Annotated in this window: 10 protein-coding genes; 7 read left to right on the top strand and 3 right to left on the bottom strand. The window is 62.1% G+C overall.

Annotated elements, in window-relative coordinates; genetic code table 11:
- Positions 1–117 precede the first annotated feature (117 nt).
- The 5 genes from CCOS864_RS11560 to CCOS864_RS11540 all read left to right on the top strand — a co-directional run bounded on the left by CCOS864_RS11560 (position 118) and on the right by CCOS864_RS11540 (position 5,873).
- Positions 118–1,173 carry a tetratricopeptide repeat protein gene (locus tag CCOS864_RS11560; protein WP_115086428.1) on the top strand — a complete coding sequence of 352 codons (1,056 nt, stop codon included), beginning with the start codon at positions 118–120 and terminating at the stop codon, positions 1,171–1,173.
- 122 nt (positions 1,174–1,295) lie between these two features.
- Positions 1,296–2,930, top strand: a complete 1,635-nt coding sequence (locus CCOS864_RS11555; protein WP_115086427.1) for an ATP-binding protein — start codon at positions 1,296–1,298, stop codon at positions 2,928–2,930.
- 5 nt (positions 2,931–2,935) lie between these two features.
- Positions 2,936–3,709 (top strand): endonuclease/exonuclease/phosphatase family protein, encoded by a 774-nt coding sequence (locus tag CCOS864_RS11550; RefSeq protein ID WP_115087097.1) that lies wholly within the window; start codon positions 2,936–2,938, stop codon positions 3,707–3,709.
- Positions 3,706–4,917: a cardiolipin synthase ClsB gene (gene clsB, locus CCOS864_RS11545; RefSeq protein WP_115086426.1), complete on the top strand. Its 1,212-nt coding sequence runs from the start codon at positions 3,706–3,708 to the stop codon at positions 4,915–4,917. Before CCOS864_RS11550 ends, clsB begins: the two co-directional genes overlap by 4 nt.
- Entirely contained in the window at positions 4,914–5,873 is a 960-nt protein-coding gene (locus tag CCOS864_RS11540; RefSeq protein WP_115086425.1) for a lysylphosphatidylglycerol synthase domain-containing protein, read from the top strand. The genes clsB and CCOS864_RS11540 overlap by 4 nt, the downstream gene beginning before the upstream one ends.
- On the opposite strand, the gene CCOS864_RS11535 is transcribed toward CCOS864_RS11540, so the two are convergent.
- Entirely contained in the window at positions 5,834–7,873 is a 2,040-nt protein-coding gene (locus tag CCOS864_RS11535) for a hybrid sensor histidine kinase/response regulator (protein ID WP_115086424.1), read from the bottom strand. The genes CCOS864_RS11540 and CCOS864_RS11535 overlap by 40 nt on opposite strands.
- 53 nt (positions 7,874–7,926) lie before the next feature.
- Positions 7,927–8,364 (bottom strand): nucleoside deaminase, encoded by a 438-nt coding sequence (locus CCOS864_RS11530; protein ID WP_115087096.1) that lies wholly within the window; start codon positions 8,362–8,364, stop codon positions 7,927–7,929.
- Positions 8,365–8,540: 176 nt separating this feature from the next.
- Here CCOS864_RS11530 and CCOS864_RS11525 point away from each other — a divergent pair, with 176 nt between their 5' ends.
- Positions 8,541–9,236 (top strand): type 1 glutamine amidotransferase domain-containing protein, encoded by a 696-nt coding sequence (locus tag CCOS864_RS11525; RefSeq protein WP_115086423.1) that lies wholly within the window; start codon positions 8,541–8,543, stop codon positions 9,234–9,236.
- Positions 9,237–9,373: 137 nt separating this feature from the next.
- A complete protein-coding gene (locus tag CCOS864_RS11520) occupies positions 9,374–10,174 on the top strand; it encodes a CSS-motif domain-containing protein (protein WP_115086422.1) in 801 nt (266 codons plus the stop codon).
- Positions 10,175–10,854: 680 nt separating this feature from the next.
- On the opposite strand, the gene hppD is transcribed toward CCOS864_RS11520, so the two are convergent.
- Entirely contained in the window at positions 10,855–11,931 is a 1,077-nt protein-coding gene (gene hppD, locus CCOS864_RS11515) for a 4-hydroxyphenylpyruvate dioxygenase (protein ID WP_115086421.1), read from the bottom strand.
- Positions 11,932–12,150: the final 219 nt, after the last annotated feature.

Raw genomic sequence — 12,150 nt, 5'->3', positions numbered from 1 at the left:
TGGGAGCCGGCCTTGCCGGCGATGCAGTCAGCGCATAACCACGCATTGCATTTGACGCCACCGGCCCTCGTGACCCAAGCTCAACCCTTTGCAGCCGCGACACGCTTCGGATTCACCATGTCGAAACAGCGCCAGTACACGCTCATCAGCCTGACCTTGCTCATCATCCTCGGCCTGGGTGGCTATTTCTGGCGTGACGACAGCCCTGCTCCCACCCCGGCCCTCAAGCACAGCTACACCAAGGCACTGACCATGGCCCATGACGGCCAGCCTGGGGCCGCACGGGTGCTCTACCAGCAATTGGGCCGCGCTGACCTGTCGTCCATCCGCCGCGCCAGCCTGTACGCCGAACTGCCCAATTACCCCTCGCCCCTGGCCCTGAAACTGGCCAACCGCGACCTGCAGCATGAAGACCCGCTGGTGCGCCGCGCCGCCGTCGCCAGCATCCAGGCGATGCTGCCCGGTACCCAGCGCAGCCTGGTGCTCGGCCCGTTGCTCGATGACGAAGAGCAAAGCGTACGCTTTGCCGTGGTCGATGCCCTGCTCGGGCTGAGCGCGGACGATATCGGCCTGTATTACGGACCGCTGCAGGAAGTGCTGGAGCAGTACCAGCAGCTCCTGGCCAAGCGCAGCGACGATGCCAGCGCCCAGTTGCACCTGGCCCAGCTGTACCTGCACGAGAACAGCTATCAGGAGGCCGGGCAAGCACTGGAACGCACCCTGCAACTGGCCCCGGACAATCTCGAAGCGCTGGCCGCCCAGGTCCAGCTGCTGGAGCGCCAGGGCCAGACCGACGCCTCACGCCAGGTGTTGGCTAAAGCGCTGCAGAAGCGCCCCGACTCTGCCTTCCTGCAACACGAACTGGGGCGCTGGCTGCTGCGCCACGGCCAGGACGAATACGCCCTGCTGGCCTTCGCCCGGGCCCTGGAACTGGAACCGGACAACCACGACTACCGCTACACCCTGGCCACCAGCCTGCACCAGCTGGAGCAGGTCGATGCCGCGCAAAAGCAGCTGGAAACCATCCTTGCCCGGCAACCGGCCAACCGCAAGGCGCGGGTGCTGCTGATCGAGTACTGGAAAGAAACCGGCCAGTTGCAGAATGTGCAGGTGCTGCTGGCCCAGCTGGAGCAGCAGAACCCGGACGATCCGCTGGTGCAGCAAGGCCTTTGAACGCTCCCGACAACCGTCCGCCAACCCGGTTGAACCCCCACGCAACGGCTGTGGTCCAGAGATAGTGCGAGGACAGCAGGCACCGGCGGTGCTTGCCTGAGCGTTATCAAAGGAGACCACCCGTGGGCAACGCGTTAGCCAATGCCGAACGAGCGCTGATTCTGGCGCCGGCCCAGCTCAGCCAGCTGGCCCAGCGCCTGCTCGACAAGGCCGGCATTCAGGCGCTGCAAGCCGCCACCATGGAAGACCTCGGGCTTGCCCTGGAACAGGGCGTAGGCCTGGCGATCATCGCCGACACCTGCCTGGACGGCAGCACCCGCTCGCCCTTGCATCTCTACCTTGGCAAGCAGCCGTTGTGGTCGGACCTGCCCGTGCTGCTGCTGACGGGGCCGCCGATACAAGGTCAAAGCCCGCCGCAAAGCCGACACGCTGCCCTTGGCAACCTGTTCCTGCTGCAATGTCCGTTCGAACCCGACACTCTTCTCGCCCTGACCCACGCCTCGTTGCGCGCGCGGCGCCGACAGTACCAGGCACGTAACCAGAGCCAGGAACTGGAGCGTCAGACGCACCGGGTCGAAGCGCAGCTGCGCCAGTTACGCGAGGAAGAACATTACCTGCGCCAGTCGCAGAAAATGGAAGCCATCGGCCAACTGGCCGGCGGTGTGGCCCACGACTTCAACAACTTGCTGACCGGCATCGGCGGCAGCCTGGAAATGATCGGCAAACGCTTGCAGCAAGGCCGCACCGACACCCTGCCGGCCCTGCTCAGCCTCAGCCAGGAAGCGGTCAAGCGCGCAGCCAGCATGACCCACCGCCTGCTGGCGTTCTCCAGTCGGCAGTCACTGGATGCGCACCCGGTGCAGGTCGCTGCACTGTTGACGGCAGAGCAACTGAAGTCGGTGCTCGGTCCACAGATCAAGCTGCAAGTACGCATCGAGCCCGAGTTATGGGCTGTGGAAGCAGACCCGGTGCAACTGCAGGAAGCACTCGGCAACCTGCTGAGCAATGCCCATGATGCCATGCCCAATGGCGGACGCCTTACCGTCAGCGCCAGTAACCAGCGCCTCGACGGTACCCTGTTTGGTGGTCACTCCCTGGCCGCCGGCGACTATGTGCTGATCAGTCTGCATGACAATGGCTGTGGCATGCCGCAGAGCACCCTGGACCGCGCCTTCGACCCGTTCTTCACCACCAAGCCGATCGGCCAGGGCACGGGCCTGGGGTTGTCGATGGTGTACGGCTTCAGCAAGCAGTCCCAGGGCCACGTGGCCTTGCACAGCCGCATCGGCCACGGCACGCGCGTCGATGTTTACCTGCCACGGCATGCAGCACAACGACTCGAGTCTGAGGTCGAAGTACCGCAGCCTTCCGCCGCTACCGCCAGTCAGAACGTGTTGATCGTCGAAGATGACCCCACCGTTCGCCTGCTGGTGCACCAGGCGCTGGATGAGCAGGGTTACCAGTGCACGGTGGCCGAAGATGCCAATATCGCCCTGGCGATCCTGCAGGCCGGGGAGCCGGTCGACCTGTTGGTCAGCGACGTCGGGTTGCCGGGCATGAACGGCCGCCAGTTGGCAGAGATCGGTCGTCAGTTGCGGCCCAAGCTCAAGGTGCTGTTCATCACCGGCTACGCCGAAACCGCAGTGGCCCGCGGCGGCTTCCTCGACGCTGGCATGCAGATGATCTGCAAGCCTTTCGAATTCGCCCAGTTGACCGACAAGGTCGCGCAGATTCTCGGCAAGGGCAGCCGACCATGAGCCAGATGCAGCCCGACGGCCCCCTCGCCGCGGCACCGGCGGTACACACGTTGCGGGTGCTGACGGTCAATGCCCACAAGGGTTTCAGCCCGCTGAACCGCCATTACGTATTGCCTGAGCTGCGTGAAGCGGTGCGCAGCGAGGACGCCGATCTGGTGTTCCTCCAGGAAGTGCTCGGCAGCCATCGCCACCACGGCCTGCGCCACCGCAACTGGTCGGATGTGCCGCAATACGAGTTTCTCGCCGACAGCCTCTGGCCGGTGTTCGCCTATGGCCGCAACGCCGTGTATCCGGAAGGCGAACACGGCAATGCGCTGCTGTCCAAGTACCCGATCCTGCGCCATGACAATCTTGACGTCAGCGTCCATGGCAGCGAACAACGTGGCTTGCTGCATGCAGTGCTGGCCTTGCCGGCGGACACCGAACTGCATACGGTCTGCGTGCACCTGGGCCTGGACGAACGTCAGCGCCGGCGGCAATTGCACCTGCTGTGCGAGTTGCTGCACAGCCTGCCCGGCGATGCCCCGGTGATCGTTGCCGGCGACTTCAACGACTGGCGCCAGCGCGCCGACGGGGTGCTGGCCGAGTGCGGGTTACATGAAGTGTTCAGCCAGGCTCATGGCCGCCCTGCGCGCAGTTTTCCGGCGCGCTGGCCGCTGCTGTGCCTGGACCGCATCTACCTGCGCAACGCCCGGGCGCATGCCCCCAAGGTCATGGCCCGCAAGCCCTGGACCCACCTTTCCGATCACCTGCCATTGGCAGTGGAGGTGCACCTGTGAACAGCCAGTGGCGACCCGACAACCAGGTTCAACTGCTGATCAATGGCGAGGAATACTTCGACAGCGCCTTTGCCGCCATCGAGCAGGCGCGGGTGGAAATCCTCCTGGAGACCTTCATCATCTATGAGGACAAGGTCGGCAAGCAGTTGCAGCAACTGTTGATCGCTGCCGCCAAGCGCGGAGTGAAAGTCGAAATGCTGGTCGATGGCTACGGCACCGCCGACCTGAGCCTTGATTACCTGCGCGAACTCAGCGAGGCCGGTGTCCATTTGCAAGCCTTCGACCCCAGCCCGAAACGCCTGGGCATGCGCACCAACCTGTTTCGCCGCCTGCACCGCAAGATCCTGGTGGTCGATGGCGAGGTCGGCTTTGTCGGCGGTATCAATTACTGCGCCGATCACCTGGCCGATTTCGGGCCGATGGCCAAACAGGACTACGCCGTGCAGGTGCGCGGGCCGATCGTCGCCGACCTGCAGCGCGCCACCCTTCGCTTGCTCGAACAACAGAGCGTGCTCAGGCCGGGCACCCGGCGCTGGTGGCAACGCCGGGTGCCGATCAATCCGGACAGCGAACAGGCCAGCATGACCCTGTGCATTCGCGACAACCAGGACCACCCCAATGACATCGAGCAACACTACCTCAGGGCGCTGCGTGCGGCCCGTGAACGTATCACCATCGCCAACGCCTACTTCTTTCCCGGTTACCGGCTGCTGCGGGCGATTCGCAATGCCGCCCGTCGGGGCGTCAGGGTCACCCTGGTATTGCAGGGCATGCCCGACATGCCCTGGGTACGGCTGTGCTCACGCTTGCTCTACAACTACCTGATCAGGGACGGCGTGCGCATTTTCGAGTATTGCGAACGGCCGCTGCACGGCAAAGTGGCGCTGGTTGACCGGCACTGGTCGACGGTCGGTTCAAGCAACCTCGACCCCTTGAGCCTGGCCCTGAACCTTGAGGCCAACCTGATCATCCGCGATGAGACCTTCAACACCCGCCTGCATGAACACCTGCAGGAGCTTACCGCCCATCGCTGCAAAGCAGTCAGCCTGCAGCGGGCACTGCGCGGCTACTGGTGGCGGGCGCCGCTGATCTTCCTGACCTTTCATTTCATCCGTCATTTCCCGGCCCTGATGGGCTGGCTGCCGGCCCATGTACCGCGCCTGAAACCGCTGTACGAAGGTAGCGAAGCAACAGGCAAGCCGACATGAACCCGCACAGGAAACTCTGGCGTCGCGCCCGCCAGGCGCTGACCCTGGGTTTTTTCATCCTGGTGCCGGTGCTGCTGTTTACCGTGCTGAAAAACCTCGACTGGCAGGAGGTACGGCAAGCGCTGGCCGCCTATCACTGGAGCACCCTGGGCATGGCCGCCGGGGTGGCGTGGTGCAGCTTTGCCCTGTTCAGCAGCTTCGACCTGCTCGGGCGCCACTACACCGGGCACCACTTGCCGGCGCGTCAGGTGCTGCCGCTGGCGTTCGTGTGCTATGCCTTCAACCTCAACCTGAGCGCCTGGGTCGGTGGCATTGCACTGCGCTACCGGTTGTATACCCGCCTTGGCCTGAAGGTCTCGACCATTACCCGAATCCTCAGCCTGGGGCTATTGACCAACTGGGTGGGCTATTTCGCAGTGGCGGGCAGCTTGTTTGTCTGTGGTCTGCCGAGGTTGCCGGCCGGCATGGAGATCGGCAACACCGGCTTGCGCCTGATCGGTGCCGTGTTGCTGCTGGTGGCCATCGCCTACCTGCTGGCCTGCGCCTTCGCCACACGCCGCACCTGGCGCTTTCGCAAGCACCCGATCACCCTGCCGGGCATCCGCCTGGCTGCGCTGCAAGTGCTGATGGGCGCCTGCAACTGGTCGTTGATGGCGCTGGTGGTGTTCACCCTGCTGCCCGAAGGGGCGGACTACCCGACCGTGCTGGCGGTGCTGATGATCAGCAGCATCGCCGGGGTCATTACCCATATCCCGGCCGGGCTGGGCGTACTGGAAACGGTGTTCCTGACCCTGCTGCAGGGGACTTACGGCAAAGGCACGCTGCTTGCCGCGTTGATTGGCTACCGGGCGATCTACTTTCTGCTGCCGCTGCTGATCGCCACGCTGGTGTATCTGTTGCTCGAACGCCTGGCCAGTCAGCGCAGTGCCGGGGAAAGGTCGAGGAGCACCGGCTGAACCGCTTCAAGCATCTCGTGCACCTGGTGGACAAGGTCTTCCAGGGCAAAGGGCTTGGTCATCAGCGCAACACCGGGCTCAAGCACTTGCTCTTCGGTCACCTGTTGTTCTGCGAAACCGGTAATCAACAGCACCTTTTGCTGCGGCTGGATCGTGTGCACGGCGTTGGCCAGCTGTCGACCGCTGACGCCGCGCGGCAGGCCGATATCGGTGATCAGCAGGTCGACCGTGCCCAACTGGCGAAACTGCTGCAACGCCGCCTCGGCATCGCCCGCCTCGAACACTTCGAAGCCCTCTTCTTCAAGGGCCTCCTTGATCAGCAAGCGCAAGGTGCTCTCGTCGTCGACCAGCAGGATGCGTTCACCCTTGGCGCGCGCGTAAGCCTTGCGGGAAGGCTCCCCAGCTGCAGGCTCCGGCAGTTCATCCAGGTAACGTGGCAGGAGTATCTTCACCCGGGTACCCTGCCCGGGACTGGAATCGATCCATACCCGCCCGCCCGACTGACGGACGAACCCGTAGACCATCGACAAACCAAGCCCGGTGCCCTGCCCCACCGGCTTGGTGGTGAAAAACGGGTCGAAAGCCCGCGCGACGATATCGGCGTTCATGCCATGGCCGTTGTCCTGTACCTGCAGTGAAAAGTAGTCCCCGGGGGCCAGGCCGTCTTCACCTTCGGAGGGCAGTTCATGCCGTTCGTTACCGGTAGTGATGCGCAGGCAACCGCCTGCGCTCATGGCGTCGCGGGCATTGATGCACAGGTTGATCAGGGCGTTCTCCAGCTGATTGGCGTCGATCAGCACCCACCAGGGGGCAGGTTCGACCTGGACCTGCAAATCGATATGAGTACCGACGGTCTGCTGTATCAACTGCTCGATGTCCAGTACCAGTTGATTGATACAGGCAGGCTTGGGATCGAGCGCCTGGCGCCGGGAAAAAGCCAGCAGTCGATGGGTCAGTGTCGCCGCGCGCTTGGCCGCGCCGCGGGCGGCATCGAGGTAGACGTGCAGGTTTTCCAGGTGCCCTTGGGCAATGCGCCGTTCAAGCAGTTCAAGGCTGCCGCTTATGCCGGTCAGCAGGTTGTTGAAGTCATGGGCCATACCGCCGGAAAGCTGCCCGATGGCCTCCATCTTCTGGCTTTGGCGCAGCAACTCTTCAGCGTGGCGCAATGTTTCTTCGCGTTCGCGCTCCTGGGTGATGTCGTTGCCAACGGCGGTAAAGCCAAGCTCCGAAGGCACCGCAGCCCAGTTGAACCAACGATAATGCCCGTCCTTGTGACGCAAGCGGCTGACCGTATTTTCAGTGCCTTGGCCGGCCCGCAGGCGTTCGACCACCGACACGACCTCCTGGTGATCGTCGGCGTGTACCAAGGTCATGACCGAGGTTTGCAGCACCTCGTCTTCGTGCCAGCCCAGGACCTGGGTCCAGGCCGGATTGACGGCGCTGATGCGCAAGTCCGGCAAGACAACCAGCATGATATCGCTGGACAACTGCCAGAACCGGTTGCGGTCAGCCGTACGCTCCTGCACCTGGCGCTCGAAGGTGTTGGTCAGGTGGCGCCACTGCAACTCGGCTTCGACGCTGGCGGTGGTCTCGATCACCGTGTCGAGGAAACCGGCCACCGCCCCGCGCTCATCACGGATGGGGCTGTAGCAGAACGTGAAGTAGGTCTGTTCCATCGAGCCGTTGCGATTGATCATCAGCGGGAAGTTCTCGATGAAGATCGCCTCGCCCGACAGCGTGCGAAACACCAGGGCACCGATGCTGTCCCACGCCTCGCTCCAGACCTCGTCAAAACCGCGCCCCAGCGCTTCAGGCTTGGCCCCGAGGATCGGCTTGAAGGCATCGTTGTAGATAGTCACCAATTGCGGCCCCCAGACCAGGCAACCGGGGAATTTCGATGCCAGCAGCATGTCCACGGCAATGCGCAATGACGCGGGCCACAGGTGCAAAGGCCCGAGGGCCGTACTGGCCCAGTCATGGTTGCGAACCTTTACACTCATTGATCCTGACATGGGCGAGCTCGGCTAACGGTTGGGGGCCTGAACAATCGGACCTAGACGCCGATATCTTCGTTCCAGAGCTCGGGATGCTTCTGGATAAAATCGCTCATCATCTTGACGCAGTTATCATTGTGCAGCACCTGCACGTCGACACCACGGGCCTTGAGCAGGTCTTCCTCGCCCATGAAGGTCTGGTTTTCGCCAACAATGACGCGCTTGATGCCGTACAGCAGGATCGCCCCGCTGCACATCGGGCACGGCGACAAGGTGGTGTACAGGGTGGCCTCGGCATAGAGGCTGGCGGGCTGGCGCCCGGCGTTTTCCAGGGCGTCCATTTCGCCGTGCAGGATCGCGCTGCCCTGTTGCACGCGGCGGTTATGGCCGCGTCCGATGATCCGGTTGTCGTGCACCAGCACAGAACCGATCGGTATGCCGCCCTCATTACGGCCCTGTTGGGCCTCTTCGATGGCTGCCTGCATGAACGCATCCACGGTTTGGGTCATAGTGCTCATCCGTTGGTCGACTCCCTGTAGCGTTGCGGACTATCTTCGCAGGCTAGCATATCGCCAGCCGGGAATGGCATCCATGCCAGCCGCTACTATGCTGAACAGGTTTCTCCTCTGCGGCCCGGGCAGTCCGGGTCCGTTCCAGTACAGGGAGCGTTGCGATGAGCAAGAAAATACTGGTGGTGCTGACCAATACGGCCAAATACCCGACACTGAAGCGCGCCACGGGTCTGTGGCTGGGTGAAGCGGTGCATTTTGTCGATAAAGTCGAAAAGGCTGGCTACAAGGTCGACTACCTGAGCCCCGGCGGCGGCTACGTACCCATCGACCCGCACAGCCTGCAAATGGCCGCAGATATCGATTGGGAGTGGTACCAGAACAAGGCGTTCATGAACCGCCTGGGCAAGACCCTCAGCCCCGGAGAGGTCAAGGCCCAGGATTACAGCGTCATCTACTATACCGGCGGTCACGGTGTCATCTGGGACTTTCCCGACAACACCGAACTGCAGGACCTGGCCCGGCGCATCTTCGAGGCCGGTGGCGTGGTGGCATCGGTGTGTCATGGCGCGGTCGGCCTGCTCAACATCAAGCTCAGTGACAACACCTTGCTGGTCAAGGACCGCGAAGTCACCGGCTTTTCCGACACTGAAGAGAAACTGGCTGAACTGGACAAGGTCGTACCTTATCTGACCGAAACCGAGCTCAAAGCCCGTGGCGGGCTGTATCTCAAGGCTGAGGAGCCGTGGCTGCCCTTCGCCATTGCCGACCAGAAAGAGGGACGCTTGATCACCGGTCAGAACCCCGCCTCCGCTGGCGTGGTGGCTGACCTGGTAGTGGCCGCGCTGAAAAAGCGTTGAGGCGCTTACCCGGATTGCCGATTGGTACTTCATCTACGGTAAACGTGGCCTACAGCCGCCGCTGATTGCACTCTTTATGCTGGCGAGTATCACCCGACCAGGAAGATCGGGTTCTCGTTCAGCATAGAGGTGCAATCATGGCTCCATCCCGTCTTGCCGGCCGCAGTTTGCTCGAGTTTCTGATAACCCTGCTGATCGGCCTGGCGCCTGTGGCCTGTGGCCTTCTGGTGCTGGCACTGCAGGTTGAGCGCAAGCAGGAAGAAACCGCCAAAGTGTCTGCTGTTGAGGCCGTTTATGCCATTGACCGGGTAATCGATACCCTGCACGGCGCCAGCGGATCAGTGCTGGGGCTGGCTGGGCGAACGTGCGAGGAGGTCCTGCCTGCCCTGCGTCAGGAAGCCTTCAAGCAACCCAACGTGCGCTCGCTGGTGCTGGTCAGAGAGAACCGAGGCTACTGTAGCTCCCTGCTCGGTAACGTTGACAGGCAGATCGACCCCGGTGAATACCTCAACCAGCGCCTGCGCCTGGATCTGCGCAACGTCGTCACGCCAGACGTTCCTGTATTGCATTACCGCATACAGGAATACCCTTTTGGCGTCATCGCCCTCAACGATGCCCGCAGTTTGCAAGCCGAATTGCTGGGCTTCAAAAACTCCATCGTGCTGGCCCTGCAGTTCGGCTCCGACTACCTCTGGGCAACCGGCAGTGGCATCGAATCACAAATACCCAACCATGCCGAGGACTCGCAGCGCCTGGTCTCCGAGAAATATGGCTACACGGTGCACGCTGGCTACCCGCATGGCCATACCTGGCGAATGATCCGCCAGGCCTCGGCTTCAACCGCGCCGTCATTGCTGCTGGTTGGCATCATTACGGCGGCGGTGGCGTACTGGGGCTTGTTCCGTAGACGCCGCACACCTGCGCCTCCTACCGTTTGAACGCCTGCATAAAAAAGCCCTTCACGGAATCCCGGGGCTATGAGCCTTGGGTTGGGATGTTGAGGCTACGGCTGCGGGCTTATCCATTCGCTGTGGCGCCGCTGCCGGCCCCTTTCGCCCTTACGGCGGGTCCCTTTTGTCTTGGCAAAAGGAACCAAAACCGCTCGCTCCAGCATACGGCCCTACGCTGCGCTCCGGGTTCCTTCGCTACGGTGCCTCCTGAAGTCGCGAAGTTACGGGCGGCGCCTGCACTGACGTATCTGTGAAATCAGATGTTGGCGCAGCCATGCTGACGCAGGAGCGGGACAAGCCCGCTGGTAAAACGAGTACCAACTTGCTTGGTCTTGATCTTGATCTTGATCTTGATGTTCATGCACGTACTTCCAGGCGCCGCGAAAGGCGACTTCAGGAGGCCGAGCGAAGGTGCCGTAGCGAGGGGACCCGAAGCGCAGCGTAGGGCCGTATGCAGGAGCGAGCGGTTTTGCCTACCTTTTCCCAAGAGAAAAGTAGGCCGCCGTAAGGGCGGAAGGGGCCAGCAGCAGCGCCACAGCGAATGGATAAGCCCGCAGCCTCAACATCCCAACCCAACCGAAGAATCATAGCCTCCGGGATTCCGTGGAGAACCTAAAAAAAAAGGCCATTGAGCATACGCCCAATGGCCTTTTCAGTAGCGATGCAGATCAGTCAGTGCTCAGAACACCGCGACGCACCTGGTCTCGCTCGATCGACTCGAACAGGGCCTTGAAGTTGCCTTCACCGAAGCCATCGTCACCCTTGCGCTGGATGAACTCGAAGAACACCGGGCCCATCAGGGTTTCCGAGAAGATCTGCAGCAGCAGGCGCTTGTCACCGGACTCGGAGGAGCCGTCAAGCAGGATGCCACGGGCCTGCAGCTCGCCGACCGGCTCGCCGTGACCCGGCAGACGGCCTTCGAGCATCTCGTAGTAGGTCTCCGGCGGCGCGGTCATGAAGCGCATGCCGAGTTTTTTCAGGGCGTCCCAGCTCTCGAGCAGGTTGTCGCTGAGGAAGGCCACGTGCTGGATGCCCTCGCCATTGAACTGCATGAGGAACTCTTCGATCTGCCCGGCACCCTTGGACGATTCCTCGTTCAGCGGGATTCGGATCATGCCGTCAGGTGCGGTCATGGCCTTGGAGGTCAGGCCGGTGTACTCACCCTTGATGTCGAAGTAACGGATCTCGCGGAAGTTGAACAGTTTCTCGTAGAAACCGGCCCAGTAGGCCATGCGCCCGCGGTAAACGTTGTGGGTCAGGTGATCGATGATCTTGAGGCCGGCACCGACTGGATGACGATCAACGCCCTCAATGAAGTTGAAGTCGATGTCATAGATCGAGCTGCCTTCTTCAAAGCGGTCGATCAGGTACAGCGGCGCACCACCGATACCTTTGATCGCCGGCAGACGCAGCTCCATCGGACCGGTTTCGATTTCCACCGGCTGGGCCCCCAGTTCCAGGGCGCGGGCATAGGCTTCGTGGGCGTTACGCACACGGAAGGCCATGCCGCATACCGAAGGGCCATGCTCGGCGGCAAAGTACGAAGCGACGCTTTTCGGTTCGTTGTTCAGGATCAGGTTGATACCGCCCTGGCGGTACAGGTGCACGTCCTTGGAACGGTGGGTAGCCACCTTGGTGAAACCCATGATCTGGAAGATCGGTTCCAGGGCGCCCGGGGTCGGCGATGCGAACTCGATGAATTCAAAGCCCATCAGGCCCATCGGGTTTTCAAAGATATCAGCCATGCTCGTTTCCTCATCATCAAAGCGGGTAAATAACGGTTGTTAATTGCTATCGATGTCGAGCAGGCGTGGTGGCGCGCAAGAGATGCCCCTCACACTTCTGGCGAGGAAGTCACCATAGATCAGCTTGAACCCATGACACTTCATATGGACCCATTCTCGGCGGGTTGATTCCCCGAAGGTGGAGAACCTTATTATTGTATGCGTAACGGGATTCTACAG

The sequence above is a fragment of the Pseudomonas wadenswilerensis genome, from assembly GCF_900497695.1.
Lineage (GTDB): Bacteria > Pseudomonadota > Gammaproteobacteria > Pseudomonadales > Pseudomonadaceae > Aquipseudomonas > Aquipseudomonas wadenswilerensis.
Note: the sequence above shows the minus strand (reverse complement) of the source record. Positions and strands in the feature narration are given on the sequence as shown.

Bases quoted from the DNA above. Each gene is read 5' to 3' on its own strand.
- CCOS864_RS11525 (WP_115086423.1), top strand. From the start codon at position 8,541: ATGAGCAAGAAAATACTGGTGGTGCTGACCAATACGGCCAAATACCCG.
- CCOS864_RS11560 (WP_115086428.1), top strand. From the start codon at position 118: ATGTCGAAACAGCGCCAGTACACGCTCATCAGCCTGACCTTGCTCATC.
- CCOS864_RS11540 (WP_115086425.1), top strand. From the start codon at position 4,914: ATGAACCCGCACAGGAAACTCTGGCGTCGCGCCCGCCAGGCGCTGACC.
- CCOS864_RS11535 (WP_115086424.1), bottom strand. From the start codon at position 7,873: ATGAGTGTAAAGGTTCGCAACCATGACTGGGCCAGTACGGCCCTCGGG.
- CCOS864_RS11520 (WP_115086422.1), top strand. From the start codon at position 9,374: ATGGCTCCATCCCGTCTTGCCGGCCGCAGTTTGCTCGAGTTTCTGATA.
- hppD (WP_115086421.1), bottom strand. From the start codon at position 11,931: ATGGCTGATATCTTTGAAAACCCGATGGGCCTGATGGGCTTTGAATTC.
- CCOS864_RS11550 (WP_115087097.1), top strand. From the start codon at position 2,936: ATGCAGCCCGACGGCCCCCTCGCCGCGGCACCGGCGGTACACACGTTG.